The sequence below is a fragment of the Nonomuraea sp. CX421 genome (assembly GCF_059358955.1).
Map to the genome: position 1 here is coordinate 181,444 of NZ_JCADBK010000009.1, position 23,468 is coordinate 204,911.

At 71.0% G+C, this 23,468-nt stretch carries 24 protein-coding genes; 12 read left to right on the forward strand and 12 right to left on the reverse strand.

The genetic code is table 11. The features are described 5' to 3' along the window. Nucleotides 1-219 precede the first annotated feature (219 nt). Entirely contained in the window at nucleotides 220-639 is a 420-nt protein-coding gene (locus tag AC5L3X_RS18965) for a DUF6294 family protein (protein WP_189128892.1), read from the forward strand. Nucleotides 640-695: 56 nt separating this feature from the next. Here AC5L3X_RS18965 and AC5L3X_RS18970 read toward each other — a convergent pair whose 3' ends face one another. Beyond that, nucleotides 696-1,079 (reverse strand): MarR family winged helix-turn-helix transcriptional regulator, encoded by a 384-nt coding sequence (locus tag AC5L3X_RS18970; RefSeq protein WP_494858428.1) that lies wholly within the window; start codon nucleotides 1,077-1,079, stop codon nucleotides 696-698. Between the two features lie 214 nt (nucleotides 1,080-1,293). Here AC5L3X_RS18970 and AC5L3X_RS18975 point away from each other — a divergent pair, with 214 nt between their 5' ends. The 4 genes from AC5L3X_RS18975 to AC5L3X_RS18990 are packed head-to-tail and all read left to right on the forward strand — an operon-like array spanning nucleotide 1,294 to nucleotide 4,003. Beyond that, the gene (locus AC5L3X_RS18975; RefSeq protein WP_494858430.1) at nucleotides 1,294-1,935 is read left to right on the forward strand and encodes an AMIN-like domain-containing (lipo)protein; all 642 of its coding nucleotides are present in this window, start codon (nucleotides 1,294-1,296) and stop codon (nucleotides 1,933-1,935) included. Nucleotides 1,936-1,939: 4 nt separating this feature from the next. After that, entirely contained in the window at nucleotides 1,940-2,287 is a 348-nt protein-coding gene (locus AC5L3X_RS18980; RefSeq protein ID WP_189128895.1) for a cupin domain-containing protein, read from the forward strand. A gap of 34 nt (nucleotides 2,288-2,321) precedes the next feature. Then, the gene (locus tag AC5L3X_RS18985; protein WP_494858432.1) at nucleotides 2,322-3,395 is read left to right on the forward strand and encodes an adenosine deaminase; all 1,074 of its coding nucleotides are present in this window, start codon (nucleotides 2,322-2,324) and stop codon (nucleotides 3,393-3,395) included. Then, nucleotides 3,392-4,003, forward strand: a complete 612-nt coding sequence (locus AC5L3X_RS18990; protein ID WP_494858434.1) for a hypothetical protein — start codon at nucleotides 3,392-3,394, stop codon at nucleotides 4,001-4,003. The genes AC5L3X_RS18985 and AC5L3X_RS18990 overlap by 4 nt, the downstream gene beginning before the upstream one ends. A gap of 40 nt (nucleotides 4,004-4,043) precedes the next feature. On the opposite strand, the gene AC5L3X_RS18995 is transcribed toward AC5L3X_RS18990, so the two are convergent. Genes AC5L3X_RS18995 through AC5L3X_RS19005 form a run of 3 tightly spaced genes read right to left on the reverse strand, consistent with a single transcriptional unit; the run spans nucleotide 4,044 to nucleotide 6,971 of the window. After that, nucleotides 4,044-4,778 carry an enoyl-CoA hydratase/isomerase family protein gene (locus AC5L3X_RS18995; protein ID WP_494858435.1) on the reverse strand — a complete coding sequence of 245 codons (735 nt, stop codon included), beginning with the start codon at nucleotides 4,776-4,778 and terminating at the stop codon, nucleotides 4,044-4,046. Further along, the gene (locus AC5L3X_RS19000) at nucleotides 4,775-6,283 is read right to left on the reverse strand and encodes a class I adenylate-forming enzyme family protein (protein ID WP_494858436.1); all 1,509 of its coding nucleotides are present in this window, start codon (nucleotides 6,281-6,283) and stop codon (nucleotides 4,775-4,777) included. The genes AC5L3X_RS18995 and AC5L3X_RS19000 overlap by 4 nt, the downstream gene beginning before the upstream one ends. Beyond that, nucleotides 6,276-6,971, reverse strand: a complete 696-nt coding sequence (locus AC5L3X_RS19005) for a TetR/AcrR family transcriptional regulator (RefSeq protein WP_494858437.1) — start codon at nucleotides 6,969-6,971, stop codon at nucleotides 6,276-6,278. Before AC5L3X_RS19005 ends, AC5L3X_RS19000 begins: the two co-directional genes overlap by 8 nt. Nucleotides 6,972-7,050: 79 nt before the next feature. On the opposite strand from AC5L3X_RS19005, the gene AC5L3X_RS19010 reads away from it, so the two are divergent. From AC5L3X_RS19010 to AC5L3X_RS19020, 3 genes are read left to right on the forward strand one after another with little or no spacing between them, the layout of a single operon-like run. Beyond that, nucleotides 7,051-7,869 (forward strand): MerR family transcriptional regulator, encoded by an 819-nt coding sequence (locus tag AC5L3X_RS19010; protein WP_494858438.1) that lies wholly within the window; start codon nucleotides 7,051-7,053, stop codon nucleotides 7,867-7,869. Next, nucleotides 7,869-8,792 carry a sigma-70 family RNA polymerase sigma factor gene (locus AC5L3X_RS19015; RefSeq protein ID WP_494858440.1) on the forward strand — a complete coding sequence of 308 codons (924 nt, stop codon included), beginning with the start codon at nucleotides 7,869-7,871 and terminating at the stop codon, nucleotides 8,790-8,792. The genes AC5L3X_RS19010 and AC5L3X_RS19015 overlap by 1 nt, the downstream gene beginning before the upstream one ends. Nucleotides 8,793-8,804: 12 nt before the next feature. After that, entirely contained in the window at nucleotides 8,805-9,290 is a 486-nt protein-coding gene (locus tag AC5L3X_RS19020) for a GyrI-like domain-containing protein (protein ID WP_494858442.1), read from the forward strand. Between the two features lie 174 nt (nucleotides 9,291-9,464). On the opposite strand, the gene AC5L3X_RS19025 is transcribed toward AC5L3X_RS19020, so the two are convergent. Genes AC5L3X_RS19025 through AC5L3X_RS19040 form a run of 4 tightly spaced genes read right to left on the reverse strand, consistent with a single transcriptional unit; the run spans nucleotide 9,465 to nucleotide 14,230 of the window. Next, on the reverse strand, nucleotides 9,465-11,105 hold the full coding sequence (locus AC5L3X_RS19025) for a phospho-sugar mutase (RefSeq protein WP_494858444.1): 1,641 nt from the start codon (nucleotides 11,103-11,105) through the stop codon (nucleotides 9,465-9,467). Further along, entirely contained in the window at nucleotides 11,102-11,905 is an 804-nt protein-coding gene (locus AC5L3X_RS19030; protein ID WP_494858535.1) for a purine-nucleoside phosphorylase, read from the reverse strand. Before AC5L3X_RS19030 ends, AC5L3X_RS19025 begins: the two co-directional genes overlap by 4 nt. Nucleotides 11,906-11,951: 46 nt before the next feature. Continuing rightward, complete coding sequence (locus tag AC5L3X_RS19035; RefSeq protein WP_494858446.1) at nucleotides 11,952-13,256, reverse strand: M20/M25/M40 family metallo-hydrolase; 1,305 nt, start codon at nucleotides 13,254-13,256, stop codon at nucleotides 11,952-11,954. After that, nucleotides 13,253-14,230 carry an Lrp/AsnC family transcriptional regulator gene (locus AC5L3X_RS19040; RefSeq protein ID WP_494858448.1) on the reverse strand — a complete coding sequence of 326 codons (978 nt, stop codon included), beginning with the start codon at nucleotides 14,228-14,230 and terminating at the stop codon, nucleotides 13,253-13,255. Before AC5L3X_RS19040 ends, AC5L3X_RS19035 begins: the two co-directional genes overlap by 4 nt. Before the next feature lie 109 nt (nucleotides 14,231-14,339). Between AC5L3X_RS19040 and AC5L3X_RS19045 the strand changes: the two genes are divergently transcribed. Then, nucleotides 14,340-15,644 carry an MFS transporter gene (locus tag AC5L3X_RS19045; RefSeq protein ID WP_494858450.1) on the forward strand — a complete coding sequence of 435 codons (1,305 nt, stop codon included), beginning with the start codon at nucleotides 14,340-14,342 and terminating at the stop codon, nucleotides 15,642-15,644. On the opposite strand, the gene AC5L3X_RS19050 is transcribed toward AC5L3X_RS19045, so the two are convergent. Beyond that, nucleotides 15,641-16,093, reverse strand: coding sequence for a gamma-glutamylcyclotransferase family protein (locus AC5L3X_RS19050; protein ID WP_189129037.1), 453 nt, complete (start codon nucleotides 16,091-16,093; stop codon nucleotides 15,641-15,643). The two genes, AC5L3X_RS19045 and AC5L3X_RS19050, sit on opposite strands and share 4 nt — an antisense overlap. A 73-nt stretch (nucleotides 16,094-16,166) precedes the next feature. Between AC5L3X_RS19050 and AC5L3X_RS19055 the strand changes: the two genes are divergently transcribed. Beyond that, nucleotides 16,167-17,555: an NAD(P)H-quinone dehydrogenase gene (locus tag AC5L3X_RS19055; RefSeq protein WP_189129038.1), complete on the forward strand. Its 1,389-nt coding sequence runs from the start codon at nucleotides 16,167-16,169 to the stop codon at nucleotides 17,553-17,555. A gap of 156 nt (nucleotides 17,556-17,711) precedes the next feature. Here AC5L3X_RS19055 and AC5L3X_RS19060 read toward each other — a convergent pair whose 3' ends face one another. From AC5L3X_RS19060 to AC5L3X_RS19070, 3 genes are all read right to left on the reverse strand, one after another. Further along, complete coding sequence (locus AC5L3X_RS19060) at nucleotides 17,712-19,070, reverse strand: hypothetical protein (protein ID WP_494858452.1); 1,359 nt, start codon at nucleotides 19,068-19,070, stop codon at nucleotides 17,712-17,714. A gap of 122 nt (nucleotides 19,071-19,192) precedes the next feature. Continuing rightward, the gene (locus AC5L3X_RS19065; protein ID WP_494858454.1) at nucleotides 19,193-20,938 is read right to left on the reverse strand and encodes an acetyl/propionyl/methylcrotonyl-CoA carboxylase subunit alpha; all 1,746 of its coding nucleotides are present in this window, start codon (nucleotides 20,936-20,938) and stop codon (nucleotides 19,193-19,195) included. 63 nt (nucleotides 20,939-21,001) lie between these two features. Beyond that, complete coding sequence (locus AC5L3X_RS19070) at nucleotides 21,002-21,727, reverse strand: SDR family NAD(P)-dependent oxidoreductase (RefSeq protein ID WP_494858456.1); 726 nt, start codon at nucleotides 21,725-21,727, stop codon at nucleotides 21,002-21,004. A 123-nt stretch (nucleotides 21,728-21,850) separates the two neighbouring features. Between AC5L3X_RS19070 and AC5L3X_RS19075 the strand changes: the two genes are divergently transcribed. Together AC5L3X_RS19075 and mycP are read left to right on the forward strand one after the other, a co-directional pair. After that, nucleotides 21,851-22,123, forward strand: a complete 273-nt coding sequence (locus AC5L3X_RS19075; protein ID WP_189129041.1) for a WXG100 family type VII secretion target — start codon at nucleotides 21,851-21,853, stop codon at nucleotides 22,121-22,123. Nucleotides 22,124-22,287: 164 nt separating this feature from the next. Continuing rightward, nucleotides 22,288-23,427, forward strand: coding sequence for a type VII secretion-associated serine protease mycosin (mycP, locus tag AC5L3X_RS19080; RefSeq protein ID WP_494858458.1), 1,140 nt, complete (start codon nucleotides 22,288-22,290; stop codon nucleotides 23,425-23,427). Nucleotides 23,428-23,468 lie beyond the last annotated feature (41 nt).

The following is a 23,468-nucleotide window of genomic DNA, read 5'->3' on the forward strand; positions in this document are numbered from 1 at the left end:
GGCACAGCTGAGGAAACAGGGCGCGGATGTCCGTCCTCCGGCTTCTGGGCTGTGCCGAGCGCCGCTTCGGGCTCTTGACGTCATCACCTGTTTGAAGTACCACTTTAGAGTGAGACTACAAAGAGTGCGGCTGATCGCCGCGCTCACCTCGTGGTGCGCTCCACGTACACCAGGAGCCCCACCTCCCCGACCTCAAGCCAAGTCTTCGAGGAGAATTTCGTGAGAGGCATCCGTAAGGCCGCGAGCGTGCTCGTGGCCGCCCTGGCGCTGGCACTTCCCGCCACTGCGACGGCCGGCGCGTCCGCACTCGAACAGAAGAGGTTCATCTGGCGTGGCCCCCTGTCGGCGGGTTACTGCACGATCGAGCCCGGCGCGACCTGGACGCTGTATTCCAACGGGACGGCGCGTCTGGACGCCACGGTCTCCAGTCTCGGCGACGAGGACGCCTGGCTGATGTGGGCGCACCTGAAGGACGGCGCCGGCGCCCTGCTGGGCGACATACGCGTGTACGGGAGCACCAGCACCAAGTTCGTCAAGAACCTGCACGATCGCCGGACCTATCGCTGGATCGCCAAGGGGCGATTCGACCCCGACTTGTTCGACCTGGTCAAGCGCATGTCGCTGAGCAAGCACTGCTGAGCCGGCCCGAACGGCTGAGCCGGCCGAACGGCGGGGCCGGAACACCGTCGCGGTCTCTAGAGGCGTGCGGGGGTGTCGCCGAACACCTCGGCGAGCACGGCGCGGTGCGTCGGCAGGGCCTCGTGGTGGCGGACGCGACCGGCGTCGGTGATGGAGACGAAGACGCCGCGCCGGTCGGAGTCGCAGACGTGGCGGACGACGAGACCGGCCTTCTCCAGCCGGGCCACCACGCGCGACAGGGCGCTCTGGCTCAGGTGCACCCCGTCGCAGAGCTCCTGCAGCCGTAGCTGCCGGTCGTGGCGGACGATGCGGTCGAGCACCTCGAACTCACTGGGGCCGAGCCCGTGCCGCTCGCCGAGCGCGCGTTCGAGCCCGCACATCGCCTTCGCATGCGTGGACAGGACGTACTGCCAGGTCCCGACCACAACCTCCTCGTCCATGGCCGGAGATTACCACCTCCCAAAAGTTCATGCAATGGCATCTAATGTGAATACATTAAATGCCGCTGCATGTAATTCCAGGTCTCGTATGGCACCGGTGAGCTCGACCGTGATCGCCGGAATGCGCGGGCCGCCGCACACCCGGAGTGGAAGCCCGCGGCACACGTTGATCTATCGCCGCTTCACCCGATCGCCCGCCGGGCATCAACCAGGCATGACTCCGACACCCGCCTCCAGGCCGGGCAGGGCGTGGCCGCTTCGCGTCGCCGTGCTGATCTGCTGCCTGACACAGGCCGCCTGCGGCGTACAGAACGGCGCTGCGCAGGTCACCGGTACGCCGGACACCGGCACGACGAGCTCGGCACCCGGCACCCCCGCGCCGCGGACGCCCGGGGAGACGGCCAGGGAGACGGCCGGACAGGTCCCCGCTCCCACGAGCACCGCGGCCGTGGAGGTCCCGCGTGACGGCCGCGAGCCCGCCCTGCTGACGGGAGTCCGCTACGGCCACCACGACACGTTCGACCGCGTCGTGATCGACTTCCGGGACGGGACCCCCGGCTACACCGCCCGCTGGGTGAACAAGGTGCTACAGGAGGGCTCGGGCGACCCCGTCGACCTCCATGGCCGCGCCTGCCTCCACCTCGTGCTGACCCCCGCCGACGCCCACACCGGGCAGGGCGTCCCCACCTGGACGGGCGGCCCGGTGCCGGCCTCCCTGACGACCATCAAGGACGTGGTCAAGACCGGTGACTTCGAGGGCCGGGTCGGCATCGCGCTGCTCGCCACCGAGCGCAGGCCGTTCCGGATCCGCGAATACACCGGCCCCGACCGCCTGGTCATCGACGTGGCACACTGACCGGGTGAGAAAGATCGAGGGGCCCACCCGGATTCCGGTGCCAGGCGGCAAGGTCATCGACGAGCACGTCGGCCGCGTCAACAGTGGCGACGAGGCGGTCTCCATCGCCCACATGGTCGCGCCGCCCGGCTGGGAGGAGCCCGCCCAGACGCCGTCGTTCACCGAATACACCGTCGTCCTGCGCGGCACGGTCATCGTCGAACACGCCGGCGGCGCCACCGAGGTCGGGGCCGGCCAGAGCCTGGTCACCGAGCCGGGCGAGAAGGTCCGTTACAGCGCGGGCCCGGAAGGCGCCGAGTACATCGCCGTCTGCCTCCCGGCCTTCACTCCCGAGACCGCCAACCGCGCGTAGCCCCGGGGCGGCGGCGGGCTCGTATCATGGCGAGATGAGCCCCACGATTGACCAGATTCGGCGGGCGCCGAAGGTGCTGCTGCACGACCACCTCGACGGCGGCCTCCGGGCCGGCACCATCGTGGACCTGGCACGGGAGACCGGCTACGGCGCGCTGCCCACCACCGACCCCGACAACCTCCGCACCTGGTTCGAGGAGGCGTCCGACTCCGGGTCGCTGGAGCGCTACCTGGAGACGTTCGAGCACACGGTCGGCGTGATGCAGACGCGGGAGAGCCTCGTGCGGGTCGCCGCCGAGTGCGCCGAGGACCTGGCCGCCGACGGCGTCGTCTACGCCGAGGTACGGTTCGCGCCCGAGCAGCACACCACGACCGGGCTCAGCCTCGACGAGGTGGTCGAGGCCGTGCTGGAGGGCTTCGCCAGGGGCTCCGAGGGGCGCGGCATCCGGGTCGGCACCCTGCTGACCGCGATGCGGCACAAGGCGCGCTCGATGGAGATCGCCGAGCTGGCCGTGCGCTACCGCGACGTCGGCGTGGTGGGCTTCGACATCGCCGGGGCCGAGGCCGGCTACCCTCCCACCCGGCACCTCGACGCGTTCGAGTACCTCCAGCGGGAGAACGCGCACTTCACGATCCACGCGGGCGAGGCGTTCGGGCTGCCGTCGATCTGGCAGGCCATCCAGTGGTGCGGGGCCGACCGGCTGGGCCACGGGGTGCGCATCATCGACGACATCTCCGTGGCCGACGACGGCTCCGCCAAGCTGGGCCGGCTGGCCGCCTACGTGCGTGACAAGCGCATCCCGCTGGAGATGTGCCCGACCTCCAACCTGCAGACCGGGGCCGCCTCCTCGATCGCCGACCACCCCATTGGGCTGCTGCGCCGCCTCTACTTCCGGGTCACGGTCAACACCGACAACCGGCTGATGAGCTCGACCGACCTGTCGCTGGAGTTCGCCAAGCTGGTCGAGGCGTTCGGCTACGGGTGGGACGACCTGCAGTGGTTCACGGTCAACGCGATGAAGTCGGCGTTCATCCCGTTCGACGAGCGGCTGGCGCTGATCAACGGGGTGATCAAGCCGGGGTTCGCGCAGATCAAGTGGCAGTCGTGAAGCAGATTTACCGGTCCCGGTTCGCCTTCGTCCTCGGCTGGGTGTGGGTGGCGTTCGTCGCGCTCAACACGGTCGACCTGATCCTCCGCTTCACCGGCAAGTCGTCGATGGTGGCGCTGGCCGTGCTCGGGGTGCTGACCACGATCGTCTACACGACCGCGCTGCGGCCCGCCACCGTGCTCGCCGAGGACGAGCTGGTCGTCCGCAACCCGCTGCGCACCACGTACGCGCCGTGGGCCTCGGTGACGGACGCGACCGTGTCGCACTCGATCAACGTGCACCTGGCCGACGACCGGACCCTGCGCCTGTGGACCCCGACCAGTTCGGCCAGAGAGCGGGCCAAGGCGCGGCGCCGGGTCGGGGCGCGGCCCCAGCGAGGCAGGTTCCCGACCGAGCCCACCCTGTCCAAGGGCGAGCAGGCCGCGGCCGAGGCGTTCGCCGGCAAGACCCACGCCGACTGGCTGGGCGAGCAGATCACCGAGCGCGCCGAGGCGGCCGGCCGGCGCGGAGAGCAGGCCACGCCGGTCCGGGAGAAATGGGCGATCGACTCGTTCGTGGTCCTCGCCGTGGCGCTCGCGCTGGTGATCGCCGCGCTCGTCGTGCCCTGACGTGCCCTGACGTGCCCTGACCTCGCGGCGGTGACCGCCGTCAGGCCGTCCGCCGGTTGATGAAGCGATCCATGCCCGCCTGGGCGATCCCGGCCTCCTCCACCTGCCTGGCCGCCTCCGTCTCGGCCGCGAAGGCCCGTTCGACCTCCTCCAGTGACGGCCGGAGCAGTTTCAGATGGACCGCGGTGGCCGTGCCGGGCAGCGTCCACCGGTGGACGAGCCCGATCGCGGTCGCCACAAGCGCGTCCGGCTCGACGATCTCGTCCAGGAGCCCGGCCGACAGCGCCTCGGCCGCGCTCAGCCGGGCCGAGTCGAGCACGAGCCGCAGTGCCCGGCCGCCCACCAGCCTGCGCAGCAGTTGGCTGGAGGCGTTGGAGACCGACAGCCCGATGTGGTTCTCCGGCAGGAAGTACTCGGCCGACGGTGTCCCGATGCGGGAGTCGAAGCAGAGCGTCCACTCGGCCGCGCCGCCCACGGCCAGGCCGTTGACCGCCCCGACGACCGGCACCTGGGTTTCGAGCACCGCCCTGGTCAGGTCGTGGAAGAGCTCGACCTCGTCGAGCAGCGACTGTCCGGCGGCCTCGTGGATGTCCTCGCCGGCCGAGAACGCCCGCCCGGTGCCGGTGACGACGATGCCCCTGGCCGCCGTGCCGTCCCCGTGGTCGCGGACGGCGGCGGCGAGCCGCCTGCGCATGTCGGCGGTGAGGGCGTTGAGTTTGTCCGGCCGCCGCAGGGTGATCACGGCCACCTCGTCGCGTACGGTCACGTCGATCATTGGGTCTCCTGTTCCACGGCGATGGCTCCGGCGCGCTGGTCGCGTACGGGATGCAGCAGGTGGCGCTTCTCGATGCGGGCCGACGGCGTCAGCGAGAACTCGTCGACGAACTCGACGTACGCCGGGATCTTGAATCTGGCCAGGCGTTCCCGGGCCAGGCGGATCACGCTCATGGCCGTGTCACGGTCGGCGGCGTGACCGGGGCGAAGCTGGATGAAGGCCTTCGGCAACTCGCCGAAGAGCTCGTCGGGGATGGGCACCAGGGCGGCGGACAGCACCGCTGGATGCTGGCCGAGCACCCGCTCCACCTCGGCGCAGGAGATGTTCTCGCCGCCCCTGCGGACCATGTCCTTGATCCGCCCCGAGTGGTGGATGTAGCCGTCGTCGTCGCGGAAGCCCAGGTCACCGGTGTGGTACCAGCCACCCTGGAAGGCCTGGGCGGTGGCCTCGGGATGGTTCCAGTAGCCCTTCATCATCGGTGTGCCCCGCACCACGATCTCGCCCTGCCGCCCGTCGGGGACCTCTTCGGGCGGGACGCTGCCCGGCCGGGCGATCATGACCTCCTTGCCGGCGGGTGGCAGGCCCATGGCGCCGGTGCCGACCGTTTCGGCGGCCTCCGGGGCGACCAGCAGGTCGGCGCCGGACTCGGTGGAGCCGTAGAGCTCGCGCCAGGGCGCGCCCCAGCGTTCCTCGAAGGTGGCGTGCAGGTCGAGGGCGATACCGGAGCAGAGCACGAGCCGCATCCGGTTGTCGCGGTCCAGGGGGTGCGGCGGCTGCTTGAACATCAGCATCGGCATCGTCCCCAGCACGTAGGTCAGGGTCGCGCCGTGCTCGCGGACCGACGGCCAGAAGCCCGAGGCGGAGAAGCGGGGGAGCACGACCTGGGGGATGCCACCGAGCAGGCAGAGGAGCATGGTCCACTGCGGGTCCATGTAGGAGTAGGCCTGGGCGATCAGCATGACGTCGTCGTCGCGGAGTCTGATCTGGTCGGCGACGATCCGGGCGGTTCTGAGCCAGTAGTCGTGGGTGAGCATGCACGCTTTGGGGAATCCCGTGGTCCCCGACGTGTACTGAAAATTCGCTACATCGTGCGGTTCGGTGGAAATTTCGGGCGGACTCCACCGGCCGGCGGCGAGGTCCCGCACGTCGTAGACCGTGCCCGGGATGTGGGCGGCGTGCTCGGAGGTGGTCAGGGTGGCCACGGCCCCTGAGTCGCGCAGCACGTGCTCCAGGTCGGCCGCGCGATAGCGGGCATTCACCGGCACCGTGACCGCTCCGGCCTTGAGGATGGCCAGCCAGCTCAGCGGCCATTCGTGGACGTTCTCCATCATGACGGCCACCCGGTCGCCCGGCCGCACGCCCCTGGCGGCCAGCGCCCCGGCCAGCCGGCCGCTCCGCTCGTCGGCCTCGGCGAAGCTCAGCGACGTGTTCGGGAAGCGGAGGAACTCGCGGTGCCCGTACGTTCTGGCGGCGTACTTGAGTAAGTCGGGGATCGTGTCAGACATTCGGCGGCTCCCACGGAAAGGCCGGCAGCAGGGAGAAGTCGCACGTAGCGACCGCCTGGGCGGGCGCGCGGACCGCGGCCAGGCCGATCGCCACGAATTCGGCGCACACCTGCTCCAGCGTGGAGTCGCCGTCGGGGCGATACCACTCGCTGGTGCCGGTGCACATGGACATCAGGGCGAGGCGGGTCAGCCTCCGGTCGGTGACGCGGAAGGCGCCCGCCGATACCCCGTCGTCGAGGGCGCGTCGCCAGTGATCCTCGTAGGCGTCGCGCAGCGCGATGATCTCGTCGTGGGCGGTCGATCCGGGGGTGAGGGAGCGGAGTTCGCCGTCCATCACCCGGGTGAGCATCGGATTCAGGGCGTGGATGGCGGTCAGTGAGCTGATCAGCAGGGCGAGCCGGTCCACCGGCCGCCGCGCGCCGTCCAGCATCCGGTCGGTCGAGTCGATCAGCCCGCGGTGCCCGGCCCGCATCAGGTCGGCGAGAAGGGCCTCCTTGCTCGACACGTGGTGGTAGATCCCGGCGTTGGTCATGTTGATGGCCCGCGCGAGGTCCCTGATGGTCGTCGCGGCATAGCCCTGGCGCGCGAACAGCAGCACGGCGGCCGTCCTGATCCGCACGCGCGCGTCGGCGTCGCGGTCAGTGAGGTAGCCCTTCAAAGCCGGACCTACCGAACGTTCGGTCGCCATGAAGGGAACATAACCCATCAAAGGAAACCTGCCTAGTGTTGACCCTGACACCGTGTGAGCCCGTACACCTGGAGAGGTCATGTTCAGCATCGGAGATTTCGCCAGGCTCGGGCTCGTGTCGGTGCGCATGCTGCGCCACTACGACGCGATCGGGCTGTTGCGACCCGCGCACGTGGACCCCGCCACGGGGTACCGCTCCTACCAGGCCGCGCAGCTGTCCCGGCTCAACCGCATCGTCGCGATCAAGAACCTCGGCTTCACGCTGGAGCAGGTCCGGACGATCCTCGACGACAAGGTGACCGCGGCAGAGCTCCACGGGATGGTACGGCTGCGCCGCGCCCAGCTGGAAGCGCAGATCAGCGCCGACCTGGCCAGGTTGCGCGTGGTCGAGGCGAGACTCCGCACCATCGAGACAGAGGGATACATGCACCACGAGGAAGTCATGGTCAAGAAGCTTGACCCGATCACGGTCGCCCAGCTCAGCGCCACCGCGGCGAGTTACGAGCCCGAGGACATCGGCCCGGTCATCAAGCCGCTCTTCGCCGAGATCTGCGCGCGGCTGGAGTCCGCCGGCGTGCCGATCACAGGACCCGGCCTCGCCTACTACGTCCCGGAGGACGACGGCGCCGTGCGCGTGCACACCGCGTTCCCCGTCTCCGCCGGCCCGCACGACGACCAGGACTTCGAGGTGGTCGTGCTGCCCGGCATCGAGACCGCGGCCACGATCATCCACCACGGCTCCATGGACGGGGTCGGGACGACGTTCCAGACGCTGGCCCACTGGATCGAGGAGAACGGCTACCGGTCGGTCGCCCTGGCCAGGGAGATCTCCCTGCACTGCCCGGACGACCTCGACGAGTGGGTGACCGAGCTCCAGATCGAGGTGGTCCCGGCCTAGTGGACGCCACCGAGCTGGAGGCGCACCGGACCGAGCTGACCGGCTACTGCTACCGGATGCTCGGCTCCGGGTTCGAGGCCGAGGACGCCGTGCAGGAGACGCTGGTCAAGGCCTGGCGCGGCGGCTACGACCCCGCCCGGGCGCCGCTGCGTCCGTGGCTGTTCCGCATCGCCACGAACGTCTGCCTCGACATGCTGCGCGGCACCCAGCGCCGGGCGCGGGCGATGGACCTCGGTCCCGCCTCGTCACCCGGCGCCGACCTCGGCGCGCCGCTGCTGGACCACAGGTGGGTCCAGCCGGTGCCCGACGGCCGGGTGCTGCCCGCCGACCCCGCCGAGCTCGCCGTCGCGAAGGAGACGGTACGGCTGGCGTTCGTCGCCGCGCTGCAGTGCCTGCCGCCTCGTCAGCGGGCCGTCCTGATCCTGCGCGACGTGCTGCGCTGGAGCGCGGCCGAGGTGGCCGGGCTGCTCGGCGGCAGCGTCGCCGCGGTCAACAGCGCGTTGCAGCGGGCCAGGGCCGCTCTGCCCGCCTCTCCGGAGCCGCGGCAGGAGGTGGACGAGCGGTTGCTGGCCCGCTACGTGGACGCGTTCGAACGCTACGACGTCGACGCGCTCGTCTCGTTGCTGCACGAGGACGCGACGATGTCGATGCCGCCGTTCGCGTGGTGGCTGCGTGGGCGCGAGGAGATCCGCAAGGCCATGCTCGGCGCCGACGCGCCCTGTGGTGGCTCCCGGCTGGTCCCGGTCCGGGCCAACGGCTCGCCCGCCTTCGGCCAGTACGTACGAGGGGAGCCGTTCGCCCTGGTGGTGCTCGAGGTCGAGCGGGGTTTCGTCACCGGGACGACGACCTACCTGGACACCCGGTTGTTCCCGTTCTTCGGCCTGCCGACGAGTTCTGGGCAGCTGCTTCGTACAGGTGAGTGAAGGAGGACGACCATGCCCACCATCGTGGAACACCCCGACCGCCCGTACGTAGGGGTGCGCAGGACCATCACCATGACGACCTTCAGCGAGGTCGCCGACCGCATCGGCGAGCTGGTCGGCTGGCTCGCCCAGCGCGGGATCGCCCCGGCCGGAGCGCCCTTTCTCCGTTACGACAGCATCGACATGACGGCCGACCGGCTGGTGGTCGAGGCCGGCGTGCCGGTCGCGGAGCCGGTGACGGGCGAGGGCGACATCTTCGCCGCCCACCTGCCCGCCGGGCGCTACGCGACCGTGACCCACCACGGCCACCCCGACCAGCTCGTCGGCGTCGTCGAGGCGCTGCTGAAGTGGGCGGCGGAGCGGGACCTGGCGTGGGACCTGTCCGAGAAGGACGGTGCCGAACACTGGGGCTGCCGCCTGGAGCTCTACCGGACCGATCCGCGGGTGGAGCCCGACCCCGGCAACTGGGACATCGACCTGGAGTTCCGCCTGGCCTAGCGCCAGACGACCAGCAAATCCTCGGGCGTCACGTGCCTGACCTCCTCCACGTCGCACCCGCTGCGCGAGACCGCGTAGAGCGGCGTGGAGGTGTCGGCCCCGGGCATCTTCGACCGGTGGACGATCAGCTCGCTCAGGTCATGGTGGTCGAACGGCCGGCTCTCCGGTTCGCGTCTAGGAGTCGGGCGCGAGGATGGCGTCGAGATCGGTGGTCAGGGCTGCGAGCTCGCGGGCGGCCAGGGCGCGGGCGTCGGCGACGTCGCCGGTCACCGGCACCACCACCTCCAGATAGCACTTGAGCTTGGGCTCGGTGCCCGAGGGCCGGATCACCACCCGGGCGTCGTCCGACAGGTGATAGCGGAGCCCGTCGGTGGCAGGCAGGCCGCCATCGCCCCTGCTCAGGTCGTCGACCGCGGTGACGGCCCGGCCGCCGAGCTCGGCCGGCGGCTCGGCGCGCAGGCGGGCCATGGCGTCGGCGATCAGTGACAGGTCGTCGACCCGGAGCGAGAGCTGCGACGTGGCGTGCAGGCCGTAGCGCCTGGCCTGGTCGTCGAGCAGGTCGGCCAGTGTGCGGCCGGCCTGCTTGGCCTCCGCCGCGATCGCGGCGACGGTGAGCGCGGCGCCGATGCCGTCCTTGTCGCGCACCGGCAGCCCGGCGTCGGAGCCGACGCTGTAGCCGATCGCCTCCTCGTAGCCGAAGACGAGGCCGGGCCCCGCCTTCATGATCCACTTGAAGCCGGTCAGGGTCTCGCCGTAGCGCACGCCGTGCGCTCGCGCGATCTTGCCGAGCAGTGTCGAGGACACGATCGTGGTGGCCACCATGCGGTCGCCGGTGGTGTGCCTGATCACGTGCTCGGCCAGCAGGCCGCCCACCTCGTCGCCGGTCAGCATGCGGAACGTGCCGTCGCCCAGCGACACCCCCACGGCGCACCGGTCGGCGTCGGGATCGTTGGCCAGCACCAGGTCGGCCTTGATCTTCGCGGCGAGCGCGATGGTCAGGTCCATCGCCCCCGGCTCCTCGGGATTGGGGAAGGCGACCGTGGGGAAGTCGGGGTCGGGATCGCGCTGCTCCTCGACCGACATCGGGCTCTCGAACCCGGCGTCCAGGAATGCGCCCGTCAGGGTGGCGCCGCCGACGCCGTGCAGCGGGGTGTAGGCGACCCGCAACTCCCGCGCCTCGCCGAGAGGCAGCGCGGTGAGGGCTTCGAGATAGTCGTCGACGATGGCGTCGCCCAGCTCGGTGAGAGTGCCGGGCCCGTCGAGCGGCAGCCGGTCGACCCGGCCCACGGCGTCGATGGCGGCGGAGATCTCGCTGTCGATCGGCGGCACGATCTGCGAGCCGTCGCCCCAGTAGACCTTGTAGCCGTTGTCCCTCGGCGGGTTGTGGCTGGCCGTGACCATCACGCCCGCGTCGGCGCCGAGCCGGTGGACGGCGAAGGCCAGCACGGGCGTCGGCAACGGACCGGGCAGCAGCGAGACGTGCAGCCCGGCGCCGGTCAGCACGACCGCCGTGTCACGGGCGAACACGTCGGACTTGTGCCGGGCGTCATAGCCCACGACCACGTGCCGCCCGGGGCCCAGGACCCGGGCCAGCCCGGCGGCGGCCCGCATGACGGTGACCTGGTTCATCCGGTTGGGGCCCGCGCCCAGCTCGCCCCGCAGGCCCGCGGTGCCGAACTCCAGCTTGGTGTGGAAACGCTCGCGCAGCGCGGCGAGGTCCTCGCGCTCGATCAGGCCGGACAGCTCGGCCCGGGTGTCGGGATCGGGGTCCTGGAGCAGCCAATGACGGGCCTGGCGGAGGAGATCGTCGCTCACAGCCGGTCCACGACCTTGGCCAGCAGGACGCCCATGCGGGCGGCGGTGGCGCGGCCGACCGCCAGGACCTCCTCGTGGTCGAGCACCTCACCGCCCAGACCGGCCGCCGGGTTGGTGACCAGCGACAGGCCGAGGACGTCGAGGCCGGCCTCGCGGGCGGCGATGGCCTCCAGCACCGTGGACATGCCGATCAGGTCGCCGCCGAACGTGCGCAGCATCCGGATCTCGGCGGGCGTCTCGTAGGTCGGGCCGCGGAAGGCGACGTAGACGCCCTCGGCGAGGCTCGGGTCGACCTCGTGCACGAGCGCGCGCAGCCGCCGGGAGTAGACCTCGGTGAGGTCGATGAACGTGGTGCCGGTGATCGGGTTGGCGCCGGTCAGGTTGATGTGGTCGCTGATCAGCACCGGGTCGCCGACCTGCTGGGTCTCGGGGCGCAGGCCGCCGGCCGCGTTGGTGAGCACGATCGTGCGGACTCCCGCGGCGGCGGCCGTGCGCACGCCGTGGACGACCGCCTCGGGGCCGTGCCCCTCGTACAGGTGGCTGCGGCCGAGGAAGACGAGCGCGTGCCGCCCGCCGTCGGTGCGCACGACCCGGATCCGGCCACCGTGCCCGGCCACGGCGGGCGCCGAGAAGCCCGGCAGGTCGGTGAAGGGGATCTCGGCGACCGTCCGCCCGAGCGCGTCGGCGGCCGGGACCCACCCGGAGCCCATGACGAGGGCGACGTCGAAGGTGTCGTGACCGGCGGCGCTCCTCAGCGCGCCGGCGGCCTCCTGGGCCAGGGAGTAGGCGTCGTTGCTCACGTCGGGGTCGCTCACGTCGAGATCGCTCACGTCGGGGGTATTCACGTCAGTAGTCTAGGAGCAGCCTGTCGAGCACCCGCACCCCGAACTGAAGCGCCTCGACCGGCACCCGCTCGTCCACGCCGTGGAACATCGAGGCGAAGTCCATGCCGGCCGGCAGCCGCAGCGGCACGAACCCGAACCCCCGCACACCCAGGTCGGCGAAGAACGTCTTGTTGTCGGTGCCGCCCGACATGCAGTAGGGGATGGCCCGCGCGGTGGGGTCCTCCGCCTTCAGTGCCGCGATCATCGACTCGACCAGGGCGCCGTCGAACGTGGTCTCCAGCGCGATGTCGTGGTGCACGAACTCGCGGCGGACCTTGGGCCCGATCAACGAGTCGACGGTCTTGAAGAAGTCGTCCTCGTGCCCGGGCAGGAAGCGCCCGTCGACCACGGCCGCGGCCTGGCCGGGGATCACGTTGGACTTGTAGCCGGCGTCGAGCTGGGTGGGGTTGGCCGTGTGGTGCAGCGTGGCGCCGACGAAGCGGACCAGCGGCCCGATCCGCTCCAGGATCGGCTCGGGAGCGTCCTCGTCGAACGGGATGCCGAAGGCGTCGGCGACCTCGGTCAGGAAACGGCGCACGGTCGGGGTGAGCGTGATCGGCCAGTCGTGGGCGCCCACGCGGGCCACCGCCCTGGCGATCTCGGTGACCGCGTTGTCGGAGTTGAGCATCGAGCCGTGCCCGGCCGTGCCGTCGGCGACGAGCCTCATCCAGGCCAGGCCCTTCTGCGCGGTCTCGATCAGGTAGAGCCGCAGCGACGGGTCGACCTCCAGGGAGTAGCCGCCGACCTCGCTGATCGCCTCGGTGACGCCCTCGAACAGCTCGGGGTGGTGCGCGGTCAGATGCTTGGCGCCGTACGTGCCGCCCGCCTCCTCGTCGGCCAGCCAGGCGAAGACCAGGTCGCGGCGCGGCCGGCGGCCCTCGCGGGTGAGCTGCCGCAGCACGGCCAGCATCATCGCGTCCATGTCCTTCATGTCCACCGCGCCCCGGCCCCAGATGTAGCCGTCGCGCACCTCGCCCGCGAACGGGTCGACCGACCAGTCGGCCGCGTTGGCCGGCACCACGTCGAGGTGGCCGTGCACCAGCAGCGCGGGCAGCGACGGGTCGGTGCCCTCGACGCGGGTGATCACGTTGCCCCGGCCGGGCGCGCTCTCGATGTAGGTGGACTCGATGCCCACCTCGGCCAGCCTGGCCATGACGACCTCGGCGGCGGCGCGCTCACCGGGGCCGCTGCCGTCGCCGTAGTTGCTGCTGTCGACGCGGATCAGCTCGACGCAGAGCTCCGCGACTTCCTTCTCGGCTGGGGTCATGGTGTCTTCTCCAGGGTGAGCATGCCGGACTTGTGTAGATGGCCGCGTTTGTAGGCACGGGTGATGAGGGTGACGTCGAGGTCGGTGACCTCGTCGAGCGGGCCGACGACATCGGACAGGAAACGGTACAGGTCGGCCTCGTGCGGCACGGCCACCTGGGCGATCATGGAGTGGGTGCCGGTCGTCGCGGCGCAGTAGCGGACGTTCGGGTGGGCCGCCAGCGTCTGGCCGACCCGGTCGAGCCCGTGGGGGCGGACCTTGAGCCAGAGCTTGGCCTCGACCGCCAGGCCGAGCAGGGCGGGCTCCGCCTCGGCCCGGAGGAGCAGCAGCCGCCGGTCGAGCAGCGAGGTCACCCGCCTGCGGGCCGTCGGCACCGAGATGTCCAGCCGCTCGGCGATCGCGGTGAAGGGGATCCTGCCGTCGGCCACCAGCAGCTCGGCGATCTCCCGCTCCATCGGCGACAGACCGTCCTGGTCGGGCAGCGGACCGGCGGGGGCCGGTCGCAGCTCGGCCGCCTCCTGCTCGGTCAGGTAGGGGGCGTGCCACTCGGCCACGGTCATGAACGTGCGCAGCACGACCTGGGTGCGGGTCCACAGCACGCCGTCGAGGTCGCCGATCTGGGTGGACAGGATGTCGTCCAAGGCCTCACGCGTGGGGGACACCAGCTCGCAGCCGACGTCGGCGGCGCCGGTCAGTGAGTAGACCGACCGTGTGTCGGGCCTCCCGGCCAGCGACTCGGCGACCTGCCCGGCCGTGCCGGGGCGGACCTGTACGTGCAGGTGGACGGGACGTCCGTGACCGGTGCGCAGGTCGTCGTAGATGGCCGTGACGCGCACCACGCCGTCGGCGATCAGCCGCTGCAGCCGGCGCGCGACGGTGCGCTCGTGCTCGCCGACCACCCTGCCGATCTCACCCCATGACGCGCGCGGGCTCACCTGGAGGGCCGCGACGAGTCGCCGGTCGAGAACGTCCACGGAACGCCGTTTCTGTGACTGATTCGAGAACCGAGCTGTGGGTATCTGACCGCTTCGGTCAGCAACTGAACAGTAAGTCACCACCGTACCTGTCAGCAAAGGAGCTCCCGTGGCGCCCCCTCCCGTCGCGCAGGCACCGATCGGCATCCCCCGCAGCCGCGTCCGTCAGCTCATGGCGGCGAGCGTCGGCAATGTCGTCGAGTGGTTCGACTGGTATGCCTACAGCTTCCTCACCGTCTACTTCGCCGAGCAGATCTTCCCGACCCAGGGCGGCGGCAGCCTGGTCCCGGTGCTGAGCGCGTTCGCCGTCTTCGCCGTGGGGTTCTTCATGCGCCCGCTGGGCGGGCTGCTGGTCGGCGCGTTCGCCGACCGCTTCGGCCGCAAGGCCGCGATGACCTTCACGATCATGCTGATGGGCGGCGGCTCGCTGCTGCTCGCCGTCACCCCCACCTACGCCGCGGCCGGGGTGCTCGCGCCGATCATCCTGACGATCGCCCGCCTGATCCAGGGGCTGTCGGTCGGCGGCGAGTTCGCCGCCGCCACCACGTTCCTCGTCGAGTCGGCGCCGCCGGGCCGCCGCGGCCTGTTCTCCAGCTTCCAGTACGTCAGCACCACCATCGGTCAGCTGCTCGCCTCCGGCCTGGCCGCCCTTCTCGCCGTGACCCTCAGCGAGGCCGACATGAACGCGTACGGCTGGCGCGTCGCGTTCGTGTTCGGCGCGGTCATCAGCCTGGTCGGCCTGTGGATCCGCCGAGGCGCCGAGGAGACCAGCACGGTGGCCACGGACATCCGGGAGGGCAGGGCCGAACGCCCCGGCCTGTTCGACTTCCTGATCCACTACCCGACCAAGGCCGCCCTGATCGTCGGCATCACGGTGGCGGGCACCGTCGCCTACTACACGTGGACCACGTTCCTGCCGACCTACGCGCAGCAGAACGTGGGCTTCGACAAGGCCGACTCGCTCACCGTCGGCACGATCTCGCTGGTCTTCTTCATGGTGCTGCAGCCGCTGCTCGGCATGCTGTCGGACCGGGTCGGGCGCCGGCCCATGCTGATCACCTTCGGGCTGGGCTTCACGCTGCTGCCGGTGCCGCTGCTCGGCCTGCTGACCGACTCCTTCGGCAGCCTGCTGCTCGTCCAGTGCGTCGGCATGGTCTTCCTCGGCTGCTTCACGTCGATCTCGGCCGCGGTCAACTCGGAGCTCTTCCCGACCCGGGTGCGGGCCGCCGGCGCGGGCTTCCCGTACTCGCTGACCGTCGCGATCTTCGGTGGCACCGCGCCGCTCATCGGCACGGCGCTGAAGGACGCCGGCGAAGCCGGGCTCTTCCCGTGGTACATGTCGGCGCTGGCGCTGATCTCCACGCTCGTCTACGTCTTCGCCCTGAAGGAGACGAAGGACCTGCCGTTGCGCTAGTCGCCGAGCGACTTGCAGGGGCGTCCCCGCAGCTCCTTGACGTAGTCGTCGGGGGCGCCCGCCCGCTCGGCCGCGTCGGCCAGGATGCCCAGGTAGCGGGCGGAGGGCAGGCCGCCCTCGTAGCCGTCGAGCACGTAGAACCAGGCCACCTGGTCGCCCTCAAGGGTCTGCACCCGCAGCCGCACCTTGTGGTGGAGGCCGCGGGCCGCGCCCTCCCACTGGTCGAGCGAGTGCTCGTCCCACTCGGGCACGTCGTAGAGGACGACGAAGACGTGCTCGTCGGGATCTTCGACGATGGTGGCCATCGCGCCTTCCCAGCCGATGTCCTCCCCGCCGAACGTCAGGCGCCAGCCCTGCAGCCAGCCGACGTCACGCATCGGAGAGTGCGGAGCGCGCATGGCCATCTGCTCCGGGTCCATGTTGCTGCCGTAGGCGGCGTAGACAGGCACAGCAGACAAGAGTAGCGCGCGGTCGGCCGCCCCGTTTCTCCAGCGGGTCGAGGCATGCGGGAGAATGGGACGCGTGACGAGGATTGTGATCATCGGCGGCGGACCAGGCGGCTACGAGGCGGCGCTGGTGGCCGCGCAGTTGGGCGCGCAGGTCACGATGGTCGAGCAGGACGGCCCTGGCGGGGCGTGCGTGCTGACCGACTGCGTGCCGTCCAAGACGCTGATCGCCACCTCGGTCCGCAAGCAGGCGCTGCTCGACGCCTCCTCGCTGGGTGTCGCGTTCTCCGGTGGAGGCGACGGCGACATCGGCGTGGCGACCGTGGATCTGCCGCTGGTCAACAAGCGGGTCAAGGAGCTGGCCCAGGCCCAGTCGGCCGACATCGCGACCAGGGTCGCCGCCGAGGGCGTCGAGATCGTCAACGCGCGCGGCCGGCTGGTCGACCCGCAGGTGGTCAGGGCGGGCGACCGGACGATCCGGGCCGACGTGGTGCTCGTGGCCACCGGCGCCACGCCGCGCGTCCTGCCGGGCGCCGAGCCCGACGGCGAACGCATCCTCAACTGGCGCCAGCTCTACGACCTCGACGAGCTGCCCGAGCACCTGATCGTGGTCGGCTCCGGCGTCACCGGCGCGGAGTTCGCCGGCGCCTACCGTTCGCTCGGGGCCGAGGTGACGCTCGTCTCCAGCCGCGACCGGATGATGCCCAACGAGGACGCCGACGGCGCGGAGGTGCTCGAAGAGGTCTACCGCCGCCGCGGCATGAACGTCATGGGCCGCTCGCGCGCCTCCTCCGTCAAGCGCACCGCCGACGGCGTCGTGGTGACGCTCGAGGACGGCCGCACGGCCGAGGGCTCCCACGCGCTGATGACGGTCGGCATGGTGCCCAACACCGGCGGCATCGGGCTGGAGGAGGCCGGGGTGCAGCTCGACCGCCAGGGCTTCGTCAAGGTCGACAAGGTCTCGCGCACCTCCGCCCCCGGCGTCTACGCCGCGGGCGACTGCACCGGCGTGCTCATGCTCGCCTCGGTCGCCGCCATGCAGGGCCGCATCGCCGTCTGGCACGCGCTCGGCGAGGCCGTCCAGCCGCTCCGGCTGGCCACGGTCGCCTCCAACATCTTCACCGACCCTGAGATCGCGGCCGTCGGTGTGGCGCAGCGGGCCATCGAGGCGGGCGAGATCGAGGCCAACGTGGTCAAGTTGCCGCTGGCGACCAACGCCCGGGCCAAGATGCAGGGCTTCAACGACGGCTTCGTCAAGCTCTTCTGCCGGCCCAACACCGGCATCGTGCTTGGCGGCGTCGTGGTGGCGCCCCGGGCGTCGGAGCTGATCCTGGCGGTCTCGGTCGCGGTCCAGCAGCGCCTGACCGTCGACCAGCTCGCCCACACGTTCGCGGTCTACCCGTCGCTCTCCGGCTCCATCACCGAGGCCGCCCGCCGCCTCATGCAGCCCGAAGCAGCCCTCTGACCTTCCCTTTCCCGTACGGCACGTCCCGCGCGCAGGCTCTTCGCCACCGTCGCCACCGTCGCCACCGTCGCCACCGTCGACAACGGTTCACAACGGTTCACAACGGCGAAGGGCGCGCTCCCCGAAGGGAACGCGCCCGATCGTCAGGGCGGGGGACTACCAGTCGCCGCCGCCGAAGTCGCCACCACCGAAGTCTCCGCCGCCGAAGTCTCCGAAGCCGCCGCCACCGAAGTCGCCGCCGCCGCTGAAGTCTCCGCCACCGTCGGAGTAGCCGCCGCCCATGCCGAAGCCGCCGCCCATCATGCCGCCCATCATGCTGCCCATCATGGTGCCGATGAACATGCCGGTCATGACGTCGCCGAAGCCGCCGTAGTAGCCGTAGGCGTAGGGCTGGTAGGCCGGGCCCGCGTCGTAGTAGGGCCGGCGCTGGCCGTCGACCATGACCTCGCGCATCTGCGGGTCGAAGCCGCGCTCCACGGCCTCGGCGTCGGAGGCGCAGGCCGGGACGTCGCGCACCGCGCCACCGGGCGGAGCCCAGCGCACGTCACGCGCGGACGGGCCGTGCTGCGGGTTGAAGAAGCAGGGGGCGCGCCGCTCGGGCACCGGCTGATTGTTGACCTTGGCCTTCACCACGGCCAGCGCGTAGCGGCCGTCCTCGAGCGTCTGGGTCACCTCGCGCACCTGGTCGGCCCGCTCCACCGCGGCGAGCTGCGTCTTGGCCTTCTCGTAGGAGTCGAGAGCCTGCTGCCACTCGCCGATGTGCTGCCCGCCCTGACCGGAGAGCGTGACGTCGGTGTCGAGCGCGGTGATCTCCTCGCCGAGCTTGGTGACGTCCTCCTCGACGGTCCCCTTGACCGCCGCCAGGTCCTTGGCGTCCTGGATGGCCTGCTTCTTCTTGCGGTTCTTCGAGTAGAGGAAGTAGCCGCCGCCGCCGACCAGCGCGAGCACGCCGAGGCCGACCAGCACGCCGCCGCCTCCGCCGCCGCCGCTCGTCGAGCCGGACTTGAGCGCGGCACCGGTCTTGCCGTCGGCCATCAGGTTGACGCGCTCGACGAAGTCCTCCATGCCGCTCACGAGGTCGTCATTGTTGCGCACGGCCAGCTTCGACAGCTGGTCGGTCATGCCGGCGCGGCCGAAGTTGGAGCCCGCGAAGAGCGTGTCGCCGTCGAGCACGGCCACGGTGATCTGGCCACCGTTCTTGGCCTTCATGACCGCCTGGCCCAGCTGGCCCACATAGGTCGTGGGATCGGTCACCGATCCGTCGGGCAACGCGGCGACGTAGACGTCGCTCTTGGAATCCTTCAGAACGTCGCGAATCTTGTCCTGCTGATCCGAACTCAGGGCCGAGCCGGACGCCACATACAGGGGATCTTTCTGGTCCTTCCAATGGGCCAGCACAGTCGCGGCGTCAGGGGGCGCGGCCGCGTGAGCGGCGGGGGACAACGCAAGGACGACGAGTAGACCGGCGATCAGAGCCGCGAACGCGGCCCCGGTTCGGCGCAGCGAATGGGTCATTGGCAGCAAGCCTCCTTCGCCCATGAGGACGAACGGGCGATCGGCAAAGTTCCTCACCCCGCACGTTACCCGTACGGGGCGCGACGGAGGCGCGGGGCCCTTGATCCCGGGACCGCCGGCCCTCAGGCGTCCTTGATCTCGCAGATCGTCGCGCCGGAGGTGACGGTCTGCCCGACGGCCGCGCTGAGCCCGGTGACCGTGCCCGACTTGTGGGCGGTCAGCGGCTGCTCCATCTTCATGGCCTCCAGCACCACGACGGTGTCACCCTCGGCCACGGTGTCGCCGTCGCCGGCGACGACCTTGACGATCGTGCCCTGCATCGGGCTCACCAGGGCGTCGCCGCCCGCGGCCGCCTGCTTCGCGCCGCCCCCGCCACGCTTGGGCTTCTTGTTCGCGGAGGGCGTAGCCCCCGAGACGCCGAGGCCGGCGGGCAGGACCACTTCCAGGCGCTTGCCGCCGACCTCGACGGTCACCGTCTCGCGCGTCGCGGGCTCGTCGGCCGCCAGGTCGCCCGTGTAGGGCTCGATCGTGTTGTCGAACTCGGTCTCGATCCACCGGGTGTGGACGGTGAACGGCTCGGCGACGAAGGCCGGGTCGGACACGACCGCGCGGTGGAAGGGCAGCACGGTCGGCATGCCGTCGATCTCGAACTCGGCCAGTGCCCGGCGGCTGCGTTCGAGTGCCTCGCGCCGGGTGCGGCCCGTCACGATCAGCTTGGCCACCAGCGAGTCGAACGTCTGCGGCACGGTCATCCCGGCCTCGTAGCCCGAGTCGAGCCGGATGCCGGGCCCCGACGGCGGGCGCAGGGCGGTCAGCGTGCCCGGCGCCGGCAGGAAGCCCCGGCCGGCGTCCTCGGCGTTGATCCGGAACTCGATCGCGTGGCCGCGCAGCACCGGGTCGTCGTAGCCGAGGGTCTCGCCGTCGGCGATGCGGAACATCTCGCGCACCAGGTCGACGCCCGCGACCTCCTCGGTCACCGGGTGCTCTACCTGCAGCCGGGTGTTGACCTCCAGGAAGGAGATCGTGCCGTCCTGGCCCACGAGGAACTCGCAGGTGCCGGCGCCGACGTAGCCGGCCTCGCGCAGGATCGCCTTGGAGCTGGAGTAGAGGACGTCGAGCTGCTCCGCGCTCAGGAACGGCGCGGGCGCCTCCTCGACCAGCTTCTGGTGGCGGCGCTGGAGCGAGCAGTCGCGGGTGCTGACCACGACCACGTTGCCCTCGTGGTCGGCCAGGCACTGGGTCTCGACGTGGCGCGGCCGGTCGAGGTAGCGCTCCACGAAGCATTCGCCACGGCCGAAGGCGGCCACGGCCTCGCGTACGGCCGACTCGTACAGCTCGGCGACCTCGCCGAGCGTGCGCGCGACCTTGATGCCGCGCCCGCCTCCGCCGTAGGCGGCCTTGATGGCGATCGGCAGCCCGTGCTCCTCGGCGAACGCCACCACCTCGTCGGCCCCGGAGACCGGGTCCTTGGTGCCGGCGACCAGCGGCGCGCCGACCTTCTGGGCGATGTGCCGGGCCTGCACCTTGTCGCCGAGCGCGGCGATGGCGGCGGGCGGCGGGCCGATCCAGATCAGGCCCGCGTCGAGGACGGCCTGGGCGAAGGCGGCGTTCTCGGCGAGGAATCCGTAGCCGGGGTGCACCGCGTCGGCGCCGGAGCGCTTGGCGATGCCGAGCAGCTTGCCGAAGTCGAGGTAGGTCTCGGCGGGCGACTGACCGCCCAGCGCGTAGGCCTCGTCGGCCACTCGCGCGTGCAGCGAGTCGAGGTCTTGGTCGGCGTAGACCGCGACGCTCCCGATCCCGGCGTCCTTACAGGCGCGGGCCACACGGACCGCGATCTCACCACGGTTGGCGATCAGAACCTTCTGCACCGACGTTCGTCCTTCCTCGGCGGGCGACTCAAGGGAGTGTAAGTGCTGGCTGTCGGCTCGCCGTCAGCGGCCCAGGTATGCGCCGCCGTTCACGTGCAGCACCTGTCCCGTGAGATGTCTCGCGCCCCGCGAGGCGACGAAGACGACAGTGTCGGCGACGTCGGCCGGAGTGCCCGGCCGGCCGTTGCGGGTGTTCGCCACACGGGCCCTGATGCCCTCCTCGGTCAGCCGACCGCGGAAGAACTCCGTGTCGACCACCAGCCCGGGCGCGACCACGTTCGCCGTGGCACCTTTGGCGCCGAGCTGGGCCGCGAGGTCGGCGGTCCACGATTCGAGCGCCGCCTTGGCCGCGCCGTACGAGCCGGAGCCGGTGCCACGGGCGGCGATAGAGCCGATCGAGACGACCCGGCCGCCCTTGCCGATGCGCGGCAGCAGCGCGGTCGTGACGAGCACGGCGGACATCAGGTTGGCGTTGAAGTTGGCCCACCAGGCCTCGGCCACGGCCATCAGGTCGTCGTCGCCGGGCTCCTGGCGGTCCAGGTTGGTGTTGCCGCCCGCGTTGTTGACGAGCACGTCGACGCGCTCGGGCAGGCTCGCCACGGCCTCCTGCACGGCGACGGGGCTGGCCGCGTTGAACGGCACGGCCGCGCAGCCGAGGCGGTCGGCCGCCTCCTTGAGCACGTGCTCGCGGCGGCCGGTGATCGTGACATGGTCGCCGAGTGAGACGAAGGCGGATGCGATGGCGTATCCGATGCCGGTGCCACCGCCGGTCACCACAACCTCGCGCATGGCCGGATGCTCCTTAGATCCGAATAATCCTCTGGACGACCATAGCCGCTCGGCATAACGCGGGCGACGGATTGGCGCCGCGCCTATGGTGAGGGCGCTATCACGACGATCCAGGAGGTATGCATGAGCCAGAGTCTGCTCGGTGGCGACCCCGGAGAAATGCAGTTGATGGCCACCCAGTTCACCCAACAGTCCGAAGCCGTGCGCACCACGATGACCGCGCTCGACCGCGAGGCGGCGAAGGTCGGCACGGCCTGGACCGGTCCGGGTGCCGTGCGCTTCCAGGGCGCCTGGCAGAACTACCGGGTCGCCTTCCAGCGGATGACGGAAGAGCTGCAGGAGGCCGCCCGGGTCATCAACACCTATCGGGGCAACATCGAGTCCGCGACGCGCTGACCCCCCGCGTGAGAGCCCCGGCGAGCGTGCCGGGGCTTTCTGGTGCCCGGGGCTGTCCGGCGTCCGGGGCTGTCCGGTGTCCCTTGAGGCCGGCGATTTCCGAGGCCGGAGCTTTCCGCCGTCCGGCCCAGATGCGAAACCGGGGCAATATATGCTTCTCGGTCATGATCGTACGGATCCTGCTGGCATGCGGGCTGGCCGTGGGGGTCGCCACCGTGCCGGTCGCCGCACACGCCGCACCCGTTCGATGTGAGCCCGAGAAGGGCTCGATGCGGGTAGGGGAGTCCTGGGCGCAGCGCCGCCTGGACGCGCGCAACGTATGGAAGCTGACCCGCGGCGAGGGGGTCACCGTCGCGGTCATCGACAGCGGCGTGGACATCAGGCATCCCTCCCTGGCCGGGCAGGTGCTGAGGCAGGTCGATCTCACCCAGACGGGCCATCGTGACTGCATGGGGCACGGCACCGCGACCGCCGGCATCATCGCGGGCCGTTATCTGCAGGGCGTCCCGTTCTACGGCGTCGCGCCGGGGGTGCGGCTGATCTCGTACAAGCAGACCAACGAGCAGAGCGGCGACGTCGGGAAGCTCGCGGACGCGATCAGCAAGGCGGCGGCGGCCGGCGTGGACGTGATCAACGTCTCGGTTCAGGCGAGTGACCAGCCCGACCTGAAGGCGGCGGTCAACGATGCGCTGTCGCGCGACATCGTGATCGTGGCGGCGGCCGGGAACATCGACAAGGACGGGGTCGCCACGCCCGCCTATCCAGCCGCCTATGAGGGGGTGCTGTCGGTGGGCGCCGCCAGCGAGGGGGGCGGGCTGTCCGACTTCTCCAACACCGGCTCCAGAGTCGGCGTCGTGGCGCCCGGCGAGAAGATCACCAGCACCTGGACCGGTCAGTCCTTCCGCAACGACCTCAAGGGCACGAGCTTCGCGGCGCCGTACGTCGCGGGAGTGGCCGCGCTGGTGCGATCGAGGTATCCGCGCCTCAACAGCGAGCAGGTGCGCCGGCGCATCGAGAAGACGGCCGACGGCGCGCTGGGCGACGGCACCGGGGCGGGCATGGTCAATCCCCTGCTCGCGGTCACCGCGGTGCTTCCGTCCGAGCAGGTGGCGGTGGCCGCGCCGCTGCCGCTCCCGCTGCCTCAGGGGGTGGTGACGAAGGCGCCGCCTGTCGATCAGCGGGCGATCGACGTGGCGACGGCTCTGGGGGCGGGTGCGCTGACCCTGGCGGGACTCGTGGTGGTCGCCCGCGTGGTGGTGCCGATGGGCAGGCGGCGCGGCTGGCGGGCCGGTACCAGCGAATGATCGATCATGTAACGATCGTGGAACATGAAAGCCTGTGATGC

Excerpts from the sequence above, each read along its gene's own strand:
- AC5L3X_RS18970 (WP_494858428.1), bottom strand. The coding sequence starts at position 1,079 with ATGGACGAGGAGGTTGTGGTCGGGACCTGGCAGTACGTCCTGTCCACG.
- AC5L3X_RS19070 (WP_494858456.1), bottom strand. The coding sequence starts at position 21,727 with ATGCGCGAGGTTGTGGTGACCGGCGGTGGCACCGGCATCGGATACGCC.
- AC5L3X_RS19010 (WP_494858438.1), top strand. The coding sequence starts at position 7,051 with ATGTTCAGCATCGGAGATTTCGCCAGGCTCGGGCTCGTGTCGGTGCGC.
- AC5L3X_RS19035 (WP_494858446.1), bottom strand. The coding sequence starts at position 13,256 with ATGACCCCAGCCGAGAAGGAAGTCGCGGAGCTCTGCGTCGAGCTGATC.
- mycP (WP_494858458.1), top strand. The coding sequence starts at position 22,288 with ATGATCGTACGGATCCTGCTGGCATGCGGGCTGGCCGTGGGGGTCGCC.
- AC5L3X_RS19020 (WP_494858442.1), top strand. The coding sequence starts at position 8,805 with ATGCCCACCATCGTGGAACACCCCGACCGCCCGTACGTAGGGGTGCGC.
- AC5L3X_RS19000 (WP_494858436.1), bottom strand. The coding sequence starts at position 6,283 with ATGTCTGACACGATCCCCGACTTACTCAAGTACGCCGCCAGAACGTAC.
- AC5L3X_RS19060 (WP_494858452.1), bottom strand. The coding sequence starts at position 19,070 with ATGACCCATTCGCTGCGCCGAACCGGGGCCGCGTTCGCGGCTCTGATC.
- AC5L3X_RS19005 (WP_494858437.1), bottom strand. The coding sequence starts at position 6,971 with ATGGCGACCGAACGTTCGGTAGGTCCGGCTTTGAAGGGCTACCTCACT.
- AC5L3X_RS18975 (WP_494858430.1), top strand. The coding sequence starts at position 1,294 with ATGACTCCGACACCCGCCTCCAGGCCGGGCAGGGCGTGGCCGCTTCGC.
- AC5L3X_RS19075 (WP_189129041.1), top strand. The coding sequence starts at position 21,851 with ATGAGCCAGAGTCTGCTCGGTGGCGACCCCGGAGAAATGCAGTTGATG.
- AC5L3X_RS18985 (WP_494858432.1), top strand. The coding sequence starts at position 2,322 with ATGAGCCCCACGATTGACCAGATTCGGCGGGCGCCGAAGGTGCTGCTG.
- AC5L3X_RS18995 (WP_494858435.1), bottom strand. The coding sequence starts at position 4,778 with ATGATCGACGTGACCGTACGCGACGAGGTGGCCGTGATCACCCTGCGG.